This is a genomic window from Agromyces cavernae, from assembly GCF_021044935.1.
Lineage (GTDB): Bacteria > Actinomycetota > Actinomycetes > Actinomycetales > Microbacteriaceae > Agromyces > Agromyces cavernae.
Genome location: NZ_JAJNMP010000001.1, coordinates 626,696 through 644,404, shown reverse-complemented (window position 1 = coordinate 644,404; position 17,709 = coordinate 626,696). Strand labels below are relative to the sequence as shown.

The following is a 17,709-nucleotide window of genomic DNA, read 5'->3' as shown; positions in this document are numbered from 1 at the left end:
GTCAGCGGCTCCCGGGTTCTGAGCGTCCGCCCGCCGCGACGAGCGCGCCCGGGTTCATGACGCCGGCCGGGTCGAGCTCGGCCTTCACGGCGCGCAGCAGACGCACCCCGACGGGCCCGATCTCGCGTTCGAGCCACGGCGCGTGGTCGCGGCCGACGCCGTGGTGGTGGCTGATCGTGCCGCCGCCCACCATGATCGCGTCGTTCACCGCGGCCTTCACGGGCTCCCACTCGGTGAGCTGCTCGCCCTTCACGCCCGCGAGGATCGTGAAGTAGAGGGCGGCGCCCGTCGGGTACACGTGCGAGACGTGGCACAGCACCAGCGACTTCGCGCCCCGCGCGGCGAAGCCGTCGGAGATCGCGGCGGTGACCTCGCGCTTCAGCCGTTCGAGGTTCGACCAGGTCGTCGCCGTCTCGAGCGTCTCGCAGAACACGCCGTGGTCGAGCAGCGCGTCGCGCAGGTACGGGGCGTTGAAGCGGCCGTGCACCCATTCCTCGGCGGCGGCGGGCCCGGCCGAGGTGCCGCCGGCCTCGCGCAGCACCTGCGCGGTGCGGGCGTGCCGGTCGGCGGCGAGCTCGGCGCCGCCCTCGAACACGGTGATCGCGCTCGCGCCCTTCGCGAGCGCCTTGCCGATGCGGCCGACCTGGGCGAGCGAGACGCCCGTCTCGGCCTCGTCCGAGAGGCGGATGACGGTGGGCCCGGTGCCGAGCTGCGCCACCCGCCGCAGTGCGTCGGCGCCGGTCGCGAAGTCGGGGAAGGTCCACGCCTCGGCGAGGCGCACGGCGGGCACCGGGTGCACGCGCAGCCGCACCTCGGTGATGACGCCGAAGGCGCCCTCGGAGCCGAGGAAGAGGCGCAGGAGGTCGGGGCCCGCGGCCGAGCCCGGCGCCCGGCCGAGTTCGAGCTCACCGGTCGGCGTGGCCACGCGCAGGCCCGTGACCATCGCGTCGAAGCGGCCGTTGCCGGCCGAGTTCTGACCCGAGGAGCGAGCGGCCGCGAACCCGCCGAGGGTCGCGTAGCGGAAGCTCTGCGGGAAGTGGCCGAGCTCGAAGCCGTGGGCGCCGAGCAGGCGTTCGGCCTCGGGGCCGGTCGTGCCAGCGCCGAGCACGGCCTCGCCGCTCGTCTCGTCGAGCGAGACGAGCCCGGTGAGGCGGCCGAGGTCGAGCGCGATCACCGCGTGGTGGTCGCCCCGCTCGGGGTCGAGTCCGCCGACGACACTCGTGCCGCCGCCGAAGGGCACGACCGCGATGCCGCGTTCGCTCGCGAGCCGCAGCACCGCGAGCACCTGCGCGTGATCGGCCGGCGTGACGACGGCGTCCGGGGCATCCTGATGCTGCGCGCGCCGACGCAGGAGGTCGGGCGTCGAGCGGCCGCCCGCGTGGCGGATGCGCGCCTCGTCGTCGACCGCGAGGTGCTCCTGACCGACCACGTCGGCGAGCGCGGCGCGGTCGTCGTCGCCGAGCCGGGAGGCGTCGAGCTCGACCTCGTCGAGCTTCGCCGCGGGAGCCGGCTTCGGCGTGCGGCCGAGCAGCATCGGCAGCAGGGTGCGCACGGCGAGCGGCAGCTCCTTCGCCTTGGCGGGATCCCCCCAGCCGTTCCAGCGCATCGGGGCGGATGTCTCGTCGCCCGGCGTCGTGGCGGTAGGGGCGGTGCCGTCTTCGTCGACCATGCGTTACAGTGTGACACATCATGGAAGATCGTCAAGCAACCGAGCTCGACCGCCCGGCCTGGAGCGATGCCGAGACGCGCATGCTCGACGCCGCCGTCGAACTCATCGCAGCCCGCGGCGTCGGCGGTGTCACCGTCGCCGAGGTCGCCCGCAACGCCGGTGTCAGCCGGCCCACGGTGTACCGTCGCTGGTCGAGCGCCGACGAGATCGTGCGCTCCGCACTGCACCGCGCCACCGTGTCGCTCATCGCGCAGTTTCCCGAGCCCGCGCAGTCGCGCGACGAGATCGTGCGCGACGTGCTGCGCTTCTCCGAGCTGTTCCGCACCGACCCCCTCTACGGGCGGCTGCTCGAACGCGAACCCGAGGTCTTCACCCGCTACACGCTGCAGCGCATCGGCTCGAGCCAGCGGGTGATCCTGCAGTGGCTCGCCGCGGCGATCGCCCTCGCGCAGCGGGGCGGCACCGTGCGCCCCGGCGCCCCGAGCGACCTCGCCGTCATGCTGCTGCTCATCGCGCAGTCGGCGATCCTCTCGCACAACACCGTCTCCACCCTCATCGACGAGCCGCATTGGAGCAGCGAACTTTGGCACGCACTCGACGGGCACCTTCGCCCCTGAACTCCCGCACGACGGCCCCGGCGCACTCCTCCGCCCTGAACGCGGCACGCCGCTCGCGCGAGCTCGACGCCCTCGCCGCCCGCACCGAGCCGGTCGACCTGCTCGTCATCGGCGGCGGCGTCACTGGCGCGGGCTTCGCGCTCGACGCGGCGAGCCGCGGCCTCTCGGTCGTGCTCGCCGAAGCCCACGACCTCGCGTTCGGCACGAGCCGCTGGAGCTCCAAGCTCGTGCACGGCGGGCTGCGCTACCTGGCGACCGGCGACGTCGCCGTCGCACGGGAGAGCGCGGTCGAGCGACACCTGCTCATGACGCGCGTCGCGCCGCACCTCGTGCGGAGCCTGCCGCAGCTGCTGCCCTTCGTGCCCTCGGTGTCGGCGAAGCAGCGGGTCTTCGGCGGCGTCGGCATGGGTCTCGGCGACGGGCTGCGCATGCTCGCCCGCACCCCGGCCTCGGTGCTCGCGCACCCCCGGCGCATCGGCCGCGACGAGGCGCTGCGCCTCGCACCCGCCCTCCGGCGCGAAGGCCTGCGCGGCGGCGTGCTCGCCCACGACGGGCAGCTCGTCGACGACGCCCGGCTCGTCGTCGCCCTGGCGCGCACCGCGGCCGCCCATGGAGCGACGGTGCTGACCCGGATGCGGGTCACGAACGCGGGTGCCGACGAGGCGACCCTCACCGACGCTCTCGGCGGCGGCTCGCTGCGCGTTCGCGCCCGGGTCGTCGTGAACGCCGCCGGCGTCTGGGCGGGCGAACTCGATCCGGGGATCCGGATGCGACCGAGCCGGGGCACCCATCTCGTGCTCGACGCGGCCGCGCTCGGGCACCCGTCCGCCGCGCTCACGGTGCCGCATCCCGGCTCGATCAGCCGCTTCGTCTTCGCGCTGCCGCAGCAGCTCGGTCGGGTGGTCGTCGGCCTCACCGACGAGGATGCACCGGGGCCGGTGCCCGACGTGCCCGAGCCTCAGGACGCCGAGATCGACTTCCTGCTCCGCACCGTCTCGTCGGCGCTCGAACGCCCCCTCGGCCGGGGCGATGTGCTCGGCGCCTTCGCGGGCCTCCGCCCCCTCATCGACACGGGTGGCGATGGTGCGACCGCCGACATCTCGCGCCGGCACCACGTCGCCGTCTCGGGCTCGGGAGTCGTCAACGTGCTCGGCGGCAAGCTCACGACCTATCGGGCGATGGCGCGCGACGCCGTCGATCTCGCCTGCCGGCACGCGGGCCTCGTCGACCCGGGATGCCGCACGGCGGAGCTCGCGCTCGTCGGCGCCCCGGCCTCGGCGGTTCCCGTCGCGTCGCTCGGGGTACCGGGCGGCGAGCAGCCGAGGGCCCGTGCGCCCCACGAATCACCCGCCTGGCTGACGGCCCGCTTCGGCGCCGAGGCATCCGCCGTGCTCGAGCGGGCGCACTGCGACCGCCCGGCCGACCGCATCGCACCGGGCCTCGACATCACCCGTGCGGAGATCGAGTTCGCGGTCCTCGCCGAAGGCGCACTCGACGTCGACGACGTGCTCGACCGCCGCACCCGCATCGGACTCGTCGCCGCCGACCGCGAGCGGGCGAACGCCGCAGTCGCGGAGATCGTCGAAGCAGCGATGGCTCGACTCGGCTGAGGCGCGGCCGCGACGCTCGCGCCCTCAACTCTGCACCACCCGCGCACCTCAGCTCCGGTCCACCCACGCCCCGAAAACAGGAAGGAGCGACCGGAATCAGTCGCTCCTTCCTGTTTTCGTGGCCGAATCGGCGTGTCTTCCTGTTTTCGTGCCGGTTTCGTGGCTACCGCAGCTCGAACGCCTGAACCTCGGCGAGCTGCAGTCGGTAGAAGCCGAGCTGCCCCTCGGCCACGGTCGGCCGGCCGAGCTCGCCGACCTGCACCCGCACGTAGCGCGCCTGCGTCGTGTCGAACCGGTACGCCTGCGGGCGCGGGCCCGGATCCGCCTGGCCGGTCACCGTGTGCACGGTCGCCCAGGTCGTGCCGTCGTCGCTCACCTGCAGCGCGAACGCCTTCGGGAAGTGGGCGCCGTCGGTGCCGTCGCCCGCCGTGTCGTCCGCGGTCGCCGTCCTGGGGTAGAGCACGACCGTGTTCAGGGCTTTCGGGGTACCGCGGTCGAAGGCGACCCACTGGTCGACGCCGGTCGGCGCCCGGTCCGGACCGTTCGAGGTGTACCCCTTCGCCCCGCCGGCGAGGCTTTCGCGCTTGCCGTCGACCAGGTTCGCCGTGCTCCACCCGGGCGCCGCCTGCAGGCTCGTCCGCGCCGTCACGGATGACCCGGCGAGCACGTTCTGCGCCGCGTCGAGCCCGCTCGCCACCGGCAGGATCCACACGTCGGCGATCGACGGGTCGTACCCGCCGTCGACGTCCTGGAACCGGAGGCGCACGGTGCCGTCGGCCGTGATGGCGTCGTCGTCCACGAGGAACTGGTACGTCATCGTGCCGGTGCCGCCCGCGGTGCGGGAGTACCGCTGCTCGAAGACCGGCTCGCCGTCGGCGGAGACGTCGTAGGTCTTCGCCCGCGCTCCGTCGAACGTCTCGACCGCACGGACCACGAACGACTCGCCCTCCGGAACCGCGACGTCGAACTCGAACCATCCGCCCGGGAACGACGTGTGCGTGTACCGGCGGGTCAGCCCCGCCTCCAGCGACGTGCCCGAGTGCTCGGACGCCGTCAGCCCGTGCGACCGCTCGGAGGCGGCCAGGCCGAGGTCGACGTGGTCGACGACAATCGCCGGGGTGGTTGTGAGGCCCACCGCCAGCGTCGCCTCACCGCGCTCCTCGTCGGAGGACCCGACGCTGGCCACGAGGGCGGCGTCTCCCGCTGTGACCGTGTACGGCACGGTTACCTCGACGGTCGACCGGCCGGATGCGCCGGCCGCGAGCGTGAAGGGCAGCTCCGCCGGATCCCATCCGTCGGGCGCGGCCATCTGGACGGTGCCCGAGCGCTCGTCATCGGTGCGGTTGACGAGGTCGACGGCAAGCGCGACGACATCGCCCGGATGGGCAGCCGCCGGCTCCACGGAGACCGCCTGCACAGCCACGGGTGCGGACACGGCGAGCTCGGCATCCACGGGAAGCGTGACGTCGGTCCCGCCATAGCGGTAGGTCAGCGACCCGGTGAGGCCGTGCGGGCCGGGGGTCGCGTCGGCCGGCACCGCGACGTCGAAGGCGAACGTCGTCATCGAGCCGGGCGTGAGCGTCGCCGCGCCGTCCTGCGGGACCGCGGTGACCGTCCAGCCATCGGATGAGGTCACCTCGGCCTCGGCGCGGCTCAGCTTCTTGTCGCCGCTGACGTCGAGCGTGACGTCGACGCGGGCGACGTCACCGGGGAAGACGGCCTCGGTCGGCGTCGTGAGCGAGACCTGCGCCCCGACGAGCGTCGCCGACACCGCCGACAGCTTCTCAGCGGCGGGCTCGAGGATCGCGCGGAGCCCGTCGGCGGTCTCGGCCGCCAGTGCGCCGCGAGCGACCTCGCGGTCGAGGTACGCGGTGATCGACTGGATCGCGCTCAGCGTCTGGTGCACCGCCCCGGCCGTGCGCAGGGCGCGGTCGCGACCGGGCTTGTCGCCGACGAACTCATCCCACGACTTTCCGGCGCGATCGGCGAGCTTGCCCGCGAACTCGACGAGCGATTCGACCTGCGACTCGGAAAGTGCGCCCCCATCGACGAGCGCATCGACCTGGTCGCCGAATTCGGATGCCGCGTCTCGCGCATCGCCGATGCGGCCGAGCGTCGCGTCCTGGGCGAACGCGTACTCGCCCGAACCCACCGTGAACACGGCGACACCGTCGCCGAAGCGGGAGAACTCGATGCCCGGTACCGATTCGACGGGCTTGCCGCCCTCGGTGATCGCCCAACGGCTCGACGTCGGAATGCGGATCTCCGCGGTCGTGTTCGCCGGCACGGTGACGTCGAGCTTCATCGCGCCCGAGGCATCCGATCGCCAGGATGAGGCGACGGCGCCATAGGGCGTGTCGAGCGAGAAGTCGACCCAGTCGATGCCTGCGCCTGCCTGCGGTGCGACGAGCACCTTGCGGTACCCGGGCTCGAGCGCTGAGACGCCCGCCATGGTGCGGTACATCCACTCGCCGACCGCGCCGTACGCGTAGTGGTTGAAGGAGTTCATCTCGACCGGTCCGAACGACCCGTCGGGCATGATCGAGTTCCAGCGCTCCCAGATCGTGGTCGCGCCCTTGCCGATCTCGTAGCCCCACGAGGGGTAGCCGGTGTTCTGCAGCAGCGTGTAGGCGATGTCGGTGCGACCGATCGCCGTCAGCGCGGGCAGCAGTCCGTCGACACCGAGGAAGCCCGTCGAGAGGTGGTTGCCACGACGTTCGAGCGTCTCGACGAACTGCGCTGCGACCTGGTCCTCGAGACCCGCCGGGATGAGGTCGTTCGTGATCGTCAGGATGTACGCCGTCTGCGAGTCACCCCGCACCGTGCCGTCGGCGCTGACGAACGCCGCGCCGAACGCGGCCTTGATCGCCTCATAGCGCTCGAGGTAGGCCTGCGCATCGTCGTCGCGACCGAGCGCCGCAGCCATCTCGGAGAACTCGCGGGTGCCCTTGGCGAGGAACGCCGTGTCGATGACCGTCGCCGGCGTGTCGTCGTCGAGGTTCAGCCAGTCGTTGTATCCGCCGACGTTGCGGATGTGCCCGGGCGCCGTCGAGTCGAGGTAGTCGACGTACCGCTTCATCGAGTCGTAGCTGTCGACCAGGATTTGCGTGTCGCCGTAGGCCTTCCAGATCGAGTACGGCACGTGCACGCCCGCGTCGGCCCAGCCGGCGCTGCCGTACCCACCGTCGAACCGGCCGGGGACCACCGGCGCGACGCCCGGGAACGAGCCTGAGACGTTCTGCGTGTCACGCAGGTCCTGCAGCCACTTCTTCAGGAACAGCTGCGAGTCCATGTTGACGTTCGCCGTGTTGGCGAACACGTTGATGTCGCCGGTCCAGCCCATGCGCTCGTCACGCGCGGGAGTGTCGGTCGGAATCGACAGGAAGTTGCCGCGCTGTCCCCAGACGATGTTGCTCTGCAGCTGGTTCACGAGGGCGGACGAGGTTTCGAGCGATGCGGTCGGCCGGTTGTCGGTGCCGACGACGACGCCCGTGATGGCGTCGGCCGGGGGCGCCTCGTCGACACCGGTGATCTCGACGTAGCGGAAGCCGTGGAACGTGAACTTCGGCTCCCAGGTCTCGGGCTCGTCGGTGGCGAACGTGTAGTAGTCGGTCGCCTTCGCACTGCGGAAGTTCGCCGTGTAGAGCGAGCCGTCGGGGTTCAGCACCTCGGCGACGCGGATGCGCGCGGTCTGGCCGGCCTTGCCGGTGAGCGTCACGCGGGGATGCCCGACCATGTTCTGGCCGAGGTCGTAGACGTGCACGCCGTCGGCCGGGCTCGGGAGCTCCGTCGCGTCGAGCTCCTCGGTGACCCGCACCGGCGGCGCCGTCTGCGGCTCGAGCTGCGGGGTGGCGGTCGGGCGCTCGACGACCGCCGACCACTCGCCGTCGTCGTAGCCGGGTTCCGACCACGCTCCGAGCGCAGCCGCGCGTCGTGCGTCGTACGCCTCGCCGTCGAGCAGGTCGGCGGACGTCGTGGGCCCGTTGGTGGTGCGCCAGCCGTCATCGGTCGCGACGACCTGCTCGGTCCCGTCGGCGTACCGGATGCGCAGCTGTGCGATGAGCGACGTGTCGCTGCCGTAGATCGAGTCGCCGAACATCGCCACGCGACCCGCGTACCAGCCGTCGGCGATCTCGGCCCCGATCGCATTGTCGCCCTCGTCGAGCAGGTCGGTGACGTCGTAGGTCTGGTACTGGATGCGCGTGCGGTAATCGGTCCACCCCGGCGCGAGCTGCTGGTCGCCGACCGGCTCACCGTTGAGCCGGAGCTCGTAGAGGCCGCGTGCCGCGGCGTAGATGCGGGCCGACTCCACCTCCTTGTCGACCTCGAACTCGCTGCGGAGCACCGGCACGTCGGCACCGAATGCGTACCATGGCTCGGTGTTGCCGGCCACGACGAGTTGCCCGCCCTGCACCGCCCCTGCGGTGAAGGTGCGATCGCCCGACGGGAAGGTCGTGTCGAGCAGGACGCTGCCCGACTCGGTGGTGACCTCGACCTCGGAGACGGTGCCGGCCTCGGCGCCGCTCGTGCGGAAGCCGACGAGCCCGGGAGCGGTGTGCGTGCGGTCGGTGCGCGTGTCGAGGACCGCACCGTCGACCTTCGTCACGATCGTGTCGCCGTCGACGGAGATGGAGTACTCGTGCTCGGCCGCGAAGTCGAAGCCGGCGGGGAACGGCGTCGCCGTGAGCACCGCATAGCCGCCGTTCGTCTTCACGTGGGGGCGCAGCGACCGCGCGCTCTGGCTCAGCTGCCACATGTAGGCGTTGCCGCTGTCACGCCCGCGGAAGTAGACGCCGAGCGCACCCGAGATCTTCGAGGCGCGGAAGGTCATCGTGTAGTCGGTCCACGCTGCGGGGATCGACGTGTCTGCGCCGATCCACTCGGCGTCGGCCCACTCGTCGACCGAGGCGAGCGCGGTCTCGAACGTCGCAGGGCTGCTCCACTCCGACGCCTGCCCTTCGCCGTCCCACACTCGGACCTGCCAGGCATAGGCGGTCGCGCCCTCGAGGTCGGGGCCGCCGTACGGCACCTCGATCGAGGCAGCCGATTCGACCTTGCCGCTGTCCCAGACATCGGGGGCTGACAGGCCGTCCTCGCTGGTCGCGACGCGCACCTGGTAGCCGGACTGCACCGTGCCCCGGCCGCTCGAGGCGAGCTGCCAGCTCAAACTCGGCGCCGTCAGCGGAATGCCGATCGGGTCGACGGACGAATTGGTCTCGAGCTCGCCGACCTTCACGGCGGTCGCCTGGGATGTCGCGGCGAAGGCAGGTGGCGGGGGGGCCGAGATGACTGACGCGAATACCGTGCCGGCGACGAGCATGCCGACCGCTGCACTGCGGATATTGGATCGCACGCGTTTCTCCTCATTGATGAAACGTTTCATTTAGGACGCAACAGTCAGGAGCCTAGCGATCGGCTCGTCATGCGGTCAACCCTTGCCGCGTGGATCGGCCCGAATGCGTTCGGACCAGGCGGCAAGGGCGTGCCGCACTCGCCGAGACGCGCGAGCGCCCGGCCTCGCGATGAGACCGGGCGCCCGCGGCATCCGCAGGCCTCCTACGCGGCGGATGCCTCGCCGCCGACCTCGGCGCGCAGCTGGGTGCCGAGTTGCTCGTCGACGTTGGTCCAGTACTGGAAGAAGCGCTCGCGGATCGCGTCGACCGTGATCGCATTGCCCTGGCCGGTGAGGGTCACCAGGAAGCGCGCCTTCGCGTCGGCGTCGAACACGTCGCGGTAGAGCGTGCCGGCCTGCCCGAAGTCATCGTCCTCGGCGTGCAGCGTCGCGGCCGCGCGAGTCAGCGCGCCGTCGGACTCCCAGCTCCCCTCGCTCGCCCGAGCAGGGTCGGCGACCGGACCGCCGAACGAGTTCGGCGCGTAGACCGGCACGTCGGGGTGGTTGAACGCGTGGCGCTGCGCGCCGTCCTGCGAGTAGTTGTGCACCGGCGCGGCGTGCGGCGCGTTCACCGGCAGCTGGTTGTAGTTCGTGCCGACGCGGTAGCGCTGCGCGTCGGGGTACGAGAACACGCGCGCCATGAGCATCTTGTCGGGGCTGATGTCGATGCCCGGCACGATGTTTGCCGGCGAGAAGGCCGCCTGCTCGATCTCGGCGAAGAAGTTCTGCGGGTTGCGGTTCAGCGTGTAGTGGCCGACCTTGATGCGCGGGTAATCCTGCTTCGACCAGGTCTTCGTGAGGTCGAACGGGTTGAAGCGGTAGGTCTTCGCCTCCTCGTACGGCATGACCTGCACGTACACGTCCCACGTGGGGAACTCGCCCCGCTCGATCGCCTCGTGCAGGTCGCGGCGGTAGTAGTCGGCGTCGGCGCCGGCGATCGCCTCGGCCTCCTCGTTGCTCAGGTAGAGGTCGCCCTGGCGCGAGACGAAGTGGTACTGCACCCAGAAGCGCTCGCCCGCGGCGTTGATCCACTGGTAGGTGTGCGAGCCGTAGCCGTTCATCGTGCGCCACGACTTCGGCAGGCCGCGGTCGCCCATGAGGTAGGTCACCTGGTGCGCCGACTCGGGCGAGAGGGTCCAGAAGTCCCACTGCATGTCGGCGTCGCGAAGGCCCGAGCCCGGCAGGCGCTTCTGCGAGTGGATGAAGTCGGGGAACTTGATGGCGTCGCGGATGAAGAAGACCGGGGTGTTGTTGCCGACGATGTCGTAGTTGCCCTCGGTCGTGTAGAACTTCAGCGAGTAGCCGCGCACGTCGCGCCAGGTGTCGGGCGAACCCTGCTCACCCGCGACCGACGAGAAGCGCAGCAGCATCTCGCTCTTCGCGCCCGGCTGGAACACCGCGGCCTTCGTGTACTGCGAGACATCCTCGGTGACGACGAACTCGCCGAATGCGCCGCCGCCCTTCGCGTGCACGATGCGCTCGGGGATGCGCTCGCGGTTGAACTGCGCGAGCTTCTCGACGAGGTAGCGGTCGTGCAGCACGGTCGCGCCGTCGGGTCCGGCCGTCAGCGAGTGCGCGTCGCTCGCGACAGGCGCTCCGGTCTGGGTGGTCGTGAACTCGGTCATCGATTTCCTCTCGTGGTGGGAATCGGCGTGCGGGCACGCCGGACACCGCCCCTGACGGGCGGTCGTCGAATGGGCCGGTTACCCGGCTGCCTGGCAGTCGGGGCACAGGCCCCAGAACGTGACCTCGGCGGTGTGCAGCACGAATCCGTTGGTCGCAGACGGCGTCAGGCAGGGTGGCTCGCCGACGACGCAGTCGACGTCGGCCACCTTGCCGCACGACGAGCACACGAGGTGGTGGTGGTTGTCGCCGATGCGGTTCTCGTAGAGCGCCGGGGAACCGGCAGGCTCGATACGGCGCAGGAGGCCTGCCCCGCCGAGGGCACCGAGCACGCCGTAGACGGCCTGTCGCGAGGTGCTCGGAAGGGTGCGCGAGAGGCGCTGGAAGACCTCGTCGGCGTCGAGGTGCTCGCCGGGCGCGATGGCGTCGAGCACGGCGAGCCGGGGTTCGGTCACCTTGAGTCCGGCGGCGCGCAGGCGAGCGGATGCCTCGTCGCGCGCGGTTCGGATCGAGGTGGCCATGCGTCCACCCTAGTCGGGTTGTTTTGAATAAATCAAAACACCGAGGATGCCTCGGGAGCGGTCAATCCGTTCCGTCGCGCAGCGCGATCCATTGCCTGATGAGGCGCTGGAGCGCGTCCGACTTCGCGGCGAGGTCATCGGCGTCGAGGAAGCGGGCCACCCTCGAGACATCCCCCTCGCCCTCGAGCAGCCCGTCGGGGTCGTCGAGCTCGGCGCCCCGATGGAACATGAGGCTCGCGTGGGTCTTCGTCTTCGGATAGAACGAGGCGATGTTGCCCCGGTAGACGAACGTCGGCGCCTTCCACTTGATCGTCTCGGCGACCCGCTCGTCGGCGTCGAGCACGGCGTCGCGCACGGCCTGCACGAGGTCGCGCTGCGGGTTGTCATAGGCGGCGAACCACTCGTTGACCGCCGGATTCCGGTTGTCCATGCCCATGCTCCGTCCCTTCGACACGTCTAGCGGTGCTCGGGGTTCGACACGAAGCCGTACCGCTCGCCGTCGTTCCATGCGGCACGCGAGTTGCCGATCGCGGGGAACCCGCCGGCGTCCTTCAGCAGCCGCGCCAGGTTCAGCAGGTTGTACGTCATGAACGTCGTGTTGCGGTTGGTGAACTCGTTCTCGGGCCCGCCCGACCCCGGGTCGAGGTAGCTCGGGCCCGGCCCGACCTCGCCGATCCAGCCGGCATCGGCACCGGGCGGAATCGTGTACCCGATGTGCTGCAGGCTGTAGAGGATCGATTTGGCACAGTGCTTCAGGCCGTCCTCGTTGCCCGTGATGAGCGCGCCACCGGTCTTGCCGTAGTACACGTACTGGCCCTGCTCGTTGAGCATGCCGCTCATGGCATACAGCCGTTCGATGAGCTTGCGGGTGATCGAACCGTTGTCGCCCAGCCAGATGGGCCCGCCGATCACGAGGATGTCGGCGGCCTCGACGAGCGGCCAGATCTCATCGGGCCACGCGTCGGCGGGCCATCCGTGCTCTCGCATGTCGGGATAGACCCCGGTGGCGACGTCGTGGTCGACGAACCGGACCGTGTCGACGCTCACGCCGTTGGCGCGCATCAGGGCGATGCTCGCTTCCATGAGGCCCTGCGTGTGGCTGGGCTCGGGACTTCGCTTGAGCGTGCAGTTGATGAAGAGCGCCCTCAGGTCGTCGAACTCCGGCGTCGCTGCCATGAGCCCGATGCTACCCGTGAAGCTTCCTCGCGATCGAGGGCTCGGCCGGGAGTTCCGTCGACGGATCCATCGTTCGTTCGATGCCGGCGCCCAGCGCGGCCTGAGAGCATGGAAGCATCCCGAACTCTGGAGCACCCGTGACCGTCGTGACCCCTGTCGCCACCCCCGTGACCCCCAAGCGCCTCTACCGCGGCCTCGCCCTCGCCGAGGCCGTGACGTGGACCATCCTCATCACCGCAATGATCCTGAAGTACGCCGCGGGCGTCGAATGGGCAGTGCTCGTCGGCGGGTCGATCCACGGGTTCGTGTTCCTCGCATACGCGTTCTCGGCGGTGCTGGTGGGCGTCAACCAGCGCTGGAACCTCGGCCGCATCGCGTTCGCGGTGCTCACCGCGATCGTGCCGTACGCGACCGTGCCGTTCGAGGCGTGGCTCGTGCGCAAGGGTCACCTCGACGGCGCCTGGCGCCTCGAGGCCGGCGATCACCCCGCCGACGAGAACTGGGTGAATCGGATGCTCCGTTGGTTCCTCGCCCGTCCGATCCTGTTGACCGTGGTCGCGGTCGTCGGCATCGCCGCCGTGTTCTCGGCGCTGCTCGTCATCGGCCCGCCCAAGGTGGGTTGAGGAGCGAAGCGTCTCGAAACCGAAATGCGCCCGCAAGTGGATCCTCCACCGGGCTCTTGAGCCCTCGCTCTGCGGTCGAGCGGAGATCCCCGCGATCGCTCAGTTTCGGTCGGAGAGCTGAACGCTCTCGCCGAAGTCGATGAAGACGCACGGCTCATCACCGACGGTCCAGGCATCGTGGCCGGGCTCGATGACCATCACGGCGCCGGGTCCGCCTTCCGCTTCAGTTCCGTCATCCATCAGCACATGCAACCGGCCCGACTCGATATACATCACGTGCCCCGCCGAGCAGAGGTCACCACCCGTCCCCTCCGTGGCCCGCCATCCGGGCTCGGTCACGGCCCTCCAGACGCTGAGGCCACTCACGCTGACCCGCTCAGCGTGTCCCATCTCCTCTTGAAACGACTCGTCTGGCTCGTCGAAGGTTCGGACTCCCACCTTCTCGCGTTGATCAGGCATACCGCACTCCTTCGAATCGAACGACCCGGTCCCCGACTGGAGCGCTGAGGGAACCTCAGCCAATTTTACCCACGGTCCTCCGCCACGAACAGGAGCAGCAACCGGTACACGAGCGCTGACCGACATTCGCTTGGTCGAAGCGAGAGCACTGGCGATCTGCCCGTTCGTCATCGACCATTGAAGGAACCCTTCCGAGTGAGGTGGTAGCCGGATGAGCGACGTGTCTGTCATTGGCGCCGGTGCGATGGGCAGCGCCCTGGTGGAGGTTGTCGCCGGTTCGGGAGCCGAGGTGACCGTCTGGAACCGGACCCGGGAGAAGGCCGAGGCGCTCTCCGGCCCGCGCGTCCGCGTGGCGGAATCGGTCGCCGATACGCTCTCGTCGAGTCCGCTGACGCTCGTGGTCGTGGCAGACCACGAGCTGGCGCGCAACCTCGTCGACGAGGCGGGAGTGGATCTGCGCGGCAAGGTCGTGGCTTCCACATCCCCCGTGACCCCGGATCAGGCCCGGGCCTTCGACGCAGTGGTGAGCGCGGCGGGAGGCCACTACCTGGACCTCGGCATCCTCGCTGGCGCGGGCGAGGTGCGATCCGGGGACGGGGTCTTCTTCGTGTCGGGAGACCGAGCCGCGTATGAAGCGCATCGTGGATGGTTCGAGCGGATCGGGACGTCGACGTACGTCGATGACGTACCCGGGGCCGCATACGTGAGCGGGAGCGCGGTGATCATCGGTTATCTGCCCATGGAGGTCTGCCTCCTCCAGGGGCTGCGCATCTGCAAGCAGCACGAGTTCTCCTCTGAGTGGTTCAAGGATGCCGTCCTCGAGTTCTATCCCCGGCAGATCCGACTGCTCCTTGATCTGCTCGCCGAGACGCCCGACCCCTCGGCAGCGGAGGTAGAGGCATCCGTCGACGTCATGCGCGATTGGGCTGATGAGTTGGCCGTCCTTCTTCGAGGAATGGGCCTCGACTCCGGAATGTACGACGCGCTGCACCGACTGTTCGCGGCGGCCTCCACAGCGGGACACGGTGACGACGCGTGGACACGCATCGCGGAGCACACGACAACCGGGACCGGCGGGCCGTCACCAGACCAATAGCGGGCCGCCCGGGCATGTTCAACATTTGTTCAACATCGCGCTAGGATGGAGCCATGGCCTCCACGATCGGATTCCGCCCCACTCAGGACGACGAGCGCATCCTTCGCGAAGCGGCGCAGCCTGGCGAGAGCACGTCCGACACGCTCCGCCGTGCGCTGCGGCTGCTGGATCACGAGCGTTGGCTGGAACAGTTCCGAGCCGACGCTGACGCGTTGAAGGACGAGAACCTCAACGCGGAGCCTGAGGCCTGGTGATTCGCGGCGCGGTCTACCGAATCGACCTGGGCCGGCCACGCGGACATGATCAGGGCGGAAGACGGCTCGGGCTGGTCGTGTCGCCGTCGGACTCACCATTGTCCGTCGTCACCATTGTTCCCACCTCGACGTCGGCGGGACGGTCCGTTCATCGTCCTGAGTTGGAGATCGATGGCCGTGACACGAGGCTGCTGGTCGATCAGATCCGTTCGATCGATGTCGATTACGTTGTCGGCGATCCGGTCGACTACCTCACCCGAGATCAGCTTGCCGAGGTGGACATGGCCCTGGCCCATTACCTAGGCGTCCAGGACGTGATGCCACTTCGGACACCGTAATGCGGAACCGCTGCGCGCCCCCACACCTCACCGGGTTTCGAGACGGTCGCTTCGTTCCCACCTCAACCCACGAGATCAGCGGTGCACGCGGTTGACGAGCGCCGTCCACACGAGCGCGGTCGTCGAGCACGCGAGCAGCGACACGAACACCCATGGCAGGCCGCCGAGCCCGATGACCCCGTAGAGCACGGCCCCGAGCAGCGCCCCGCCGCCGATGCCGACGTTGAAGGCCGTCGTGTAGAACGACGCCGCGGCGTCGCGGATGCGCGCCGACGCCGAGTGCAGCAGTCGCGTGTTCAGCAGCGGCGGCAGCGCGCCGAACGCGGTGCCCCAGAGCAGGAAGGCCGCGACGCCGACGAGCGGCACCTGCGGGAACAGGGCGAGCAGCGCCACCCCGAGCGCGGTCGAGACGAGCGCCACCGCCAGCCCGATCGTCGGGCGGCGCCCGAGCACCGTGCCGGCGAGCACGAGACCGAGCGCGCCCGCGATGCCGTACGCCAGCAGCATGGGGCTGATCGCACTCGCCGGCATCGCCATGACATCGGTGATGAACGGAGCCACATACGTGTAGAAGGTGTAGGCCCCCACCATCGTGACCGACGTGATGAGGCACACGACGATGACCGAGACGAACGTCGGGTCCGAGCGCAGGTGCACGGGCGCAGCATCCGCTTCACCGGCGTGATGCCGCACCGGCGGCAGGTACCGCTGCACGAGCACGGCACCCACCAGCGTGAGCAGGCCGATGCCGGCGAAGGCGAGGCGCCAGCCGAACGCCTGCCCGAGCGCCGTGCCGAGCGGCACGCCGAGCACGAACGCCAGTGAACCGCCGGCGACGCTGATCGAGACCGCGCGGGCGAGCTGCTCCTTCGGCACGAGGTGGCCCGCGTAGGCGCCGACGACCGACCAGAAGAGTCCGTGCGCGGCGCCGCCGAGGATGCGGGTCGCGACCACGGTGGGATAGTTCGGCGCGATCGCGGTGAGCACGCAGCTGATGGCGAGCACCGCGAGGGTGATCACGATGAGGGTGCGGCGCGGCACGCGCTTCGTGAGCGCTGACAACGGCACGGTCACGACGACGACCGTGGCCGCGAACACCGTCACGAGCAGGCCGATGAGCGGCTCGCCGACCCCGAGCTCGCGACTCATGTCGGGCAGCAGCCCGGTGGGGATCATCTCGATCGTGACCGAGAGGAACACGGCCGCGGCGAGCACGAGCAGGCCGACCCACGGGAACGGCGGTGCCTGCGTGGGGCCTTGCGGAGGAATAGGGGTGACGGGAGTTGACGACGTCATGGGATACCTGAGCGGAAAGGCGTCTCCCGCGGGCGCGGTGCGGGGCTCCGCATGGCGCACGACGGCGGGTCGACTGCGCGCCGATGTGCGCGCCCAGGGCCACCGCGAACCGGCGACCACGGGCCAGTCTACCGGGCGAGCCTGGGTCGCGCCGGGGCATCCGTCGCCCTCCGCGACCGGGGTATCCGGCAGCATGGTCGCATGCCCATCCTCAACAAGGACATGTCGGTCTGCATCTCGCTCGCCGGCCGTCCGTCGAATCTCGGCACGCGATTCCATAACTTCCTCTACGACGAGCTCGGCCTGAACTTCATCTACAAGGCGTTCACGACCGACGACATCGAGGGCGCCGTGCGCGGCATCCGTGCGCTCGGGATCCGTGGATGCAGCGTCTCGATGCCGTTCAAGGAGGCCGTCATCCCCCTCGTCGACGTCGTCGAGGAGTCGGCCGCGGCGATCGAGTCGGTGAACACGATCGTCAACGACGGCGGGGTTCTCACGGCTTCGAACACCGACTACGAGGCGATCGCCGAGCTCATCGCCGTTTCCTCGCTCGACCCGACGTCACGGGTGCTCATGCGCGGGTCGGGAGGCATGGCGAAGGCGGTCGTCGCGGCCTTCCGCGGGGCGGGATTCGACGACGTCACGGTACTGGCCCGCAATGCGGTCGCGGGGCCGGCGCTCGCCGAGAAATACGGGTACGCGTGGGTGGCCGACGAGCCCACGGCGGATGACCCTGCGCGCACGATCGACGTCATCGTGAACGTCACCCCGCTCGGCATGGACGGGCCCGACGCCGAGTCGGTCGCATTCTCGCCAGGGCTCATCGAGCGCGCCGAAACGGTGTTCGACGTCGTCGCGTTCCCCGCGGAGACTCCGCTCATCGTCGCGGGTCGCGCAGCCGGCAAGCGCGTGATCACGGGAGCCGAGGTGATCGCGCTACAGGCGGCGCGGCAGTTCGAGCGGTACACCGGGGTCGCACTCACCCGCGAGCAGGTCGAGCGGGCGTCGGCGTTCTCGCGCGCGGAGTGATTC

15 protein-coding genes are annotated in these 17,709 nt (G+C 70.2%); 7 read left to right on the top strand and 8 right to left on the bottom strand.

Features of this window, described 5'->3' with window-relative positions; all coding sequences use genetic code 11:
- Position 1: 1 nt before the first annotated feature.
- Complete coding sequence (locus LQ757_RS02960) at positions 2-1,669, bottom strand: FAD-binding oxidoreductase (RefSeq protein WP_231045707.1); 1,668 nt, start codon at positions 1,667-1,669, stop codon at positions 2-4.
- Positions 1,670-1,689: 20 nt separating this feature from the next.
- On the opposite strand from LQ757_RS02960, the gene LQ757_RS02955 reads away from it, so the two are divergent.
- Complete coding sequence (locus LQ757_RS02955; protein ID WP_231045706.1) at positions 1,690-2,286, top strand: TetR/AcrR family transcriptional regulator; 597 nt, start codon at positions 1,690-1,692, stop codon at positions 2,284-2,286.
- The gene (locus LQ757_RS02950) at positions 2,253-3,896 is read left to right on the top strand and encodes a glycerol-3-phosphate dehydrogenase/oxidase (protein WP_231045705.1); all 1,644 of its coding nucleotides are present in this window, start codon (positions 2,253-2,255) and stop codon (positions 3,894-3,896) included. The genes LQ757_RS02955 and LQ757_RS02950 overlap by 34 nt, the downstream gene beginning before the upstream one ends.
- A gap of 163 nt (positions 3,897-4,059) precedes the next feature.
- Here LQ757_RS02950 and LQ757_RS02945 read toward each other — a convergent pair whose 3' ends face one another.
- From LQ757_RS02945 to LQ757_RS02925, 5 genes are all read right to left on the bottom strand, one after another.
- A complete protein-coding gene (locus LQ757_RS02945) occupies positions 4,060-9,249 on the bottom strand; it encodes a family 78 glycoside hydrolase catalytic domain (protein WP_231045704.1) in 5,190 nt (1,729 codons plus the stop codon).
- Between the two features lie 203 nt (positions 9,250-9,452).
- Positions 9,453-10,913, bottom strand: coding sequence for a catalase (locus tag LQ757_RS02940; RefSeq protein ID WP_231045703.1), 1,461 nt, complete (start codon positions 10,911-10,913; stop codon positions 9,453-9,455).
- Between the two features lie 78 nt (positions 10,914-10,991).
- Positions 10,992-11,432, bottom strand: a complete 441-nt coding sequence (locus LQ757_RS02935) for a Fur family transcriptional regulator (RefSeq protein ID WP_231045702.1) — start codon at positions 11,430-11,432, stop codon at positions 10,992-10,994.
- 61 nt (positions 11,433-11,493) lie between these two features.
- Complete coding sequence (locus LQ757_RS02930) at positions 11,494-11,868, bottom strand: DUF1801 domain-containing protein (protein ID WP_231045701.1); 375 nt, start codon at positions 11,866-11,868, stop codon at positions 11,494-11,496.
- Positions 11,869-11,888: 20 nt separating this feature from the next.
- Complete coding sequence (locus LQ757_RS02925) at positions 11,889-12,608, bottom strand: flavodoxin family protein (protein WP_231045700.1); 720 nt, start codon at positions 12,606-12,608, stop codon at positions 11,889-11,891.
- 137 nt (positions 12,609-12,745) lie between these two features.
- Here LQ757_RS02925 and LQ757_RS02920 point away from each other — a divergent pair, with 137 nt between their 5' ends.
- Positions 12,746-13,231 (top strand): DUF3817 domain-containing protein, encoded by a 486-nt coding sequence (locus LQ757_RS02920; RefSeq protein ID WP_231045699.1) that lies wholly within the window; start codon positions 12,746-12,748, stop codon positions 13,229-13,231.
- A 99-nt stretch (positions 13,232-13,330) separates the two neighbouring features.
- Here LQ757_RS02920 and LQ757_RS02915 read toward each other — a convergent pair whose 3' ends face one another.
- Positions 13,331-13,471, bottom strand: coding sequence for a cupin domain-containing protein (locus tag LQ757_RS02915; RefSeq protein WP_231045698.1), 141 nt, complete (start codon positions 13,469-13,471; stop codon positions 13,331-13,333).
- Between the two features lie 430 nt (positions 13,472-13,901).
- Here LQ757_RS02915 and LQ757_RS02910 point away from each other — a divergent pair, with 430 nt between their 5' ends.
- The 3 genes from LQ757_RS02910 to LQ757_RS02900 are packed head-to-tail and all read left to right on the top strand — an operon-like array spanning position 13,902 to position 15,378.
- A complete protein-coding gene (locus LQ757_RS02910) occupies positions 13,902-14,786 on the top strand; it encodes an NAD(P)-binding domain-containing protein (RefSeq protein WP_231045697.1) in 885 nt (294 codons plus the stop codon).
- A 53-nt stretch (positions 14,787-14,839) separates the two neighbouring features.
- The gene (locus LQ757_RS02905; protein ID WP_231045696.1) at positions 14,840-15,040 is read left to right on the top strand and encodes a hypothetical protein; all 201 of its coding nucleotides are present in this window, start codon (positions 14,840-14,842) and stop codon (positions 15,038-15,040) included.
- Positions 15,037-15,378, top strand: coding sequence for a type II toxin-antitoxin system PemK/MazF family toxin (locus LQ757_RS02900; RefSeq protein WP_308195543.1), 342 nt, complete (start codon positions 15,037-15,039; stop codon positions 15,376-15,378). Before LQ757_RS02905 ends, LQ757_RS02900 begins: the two co-directional genes overlap by 4 nt.
- A 75-nt stretch (positions 15,379-15,453) precedes the next feature.
- On the opposite strand, the gene LQ757_RS02895 is transcribed toward LQ757_RS02900, so the two are convergent.
- Entirely contained in the window at positions 15,454-16,674 is a 1,221-nt protein-coding gene (locus tag LQ757_RS02895) for an MFS transporter (protein WP_231045695.1), read from the bottom strand.
- A 201-nt stretch (positions 16,675-16,875) separates the two neighbouring features.
- Between LQ757_RS02895 and LQ757_RS02890 the strand changes: the two genes are divergently transcribed.
- Positions 16,876-17,706: a shikimate 5-dehydrogenase gene (locus LQ757_RS02890; RefSeq protein WP_231045694.1), complete on the top strand. Its 831-nt coding sequence runs from the start codon at positions 16,876-16,878 to the stop codon at positions 17,704-17,706.
- Positions 17,707-17,709: the final 3 nt, after the last annotated feature.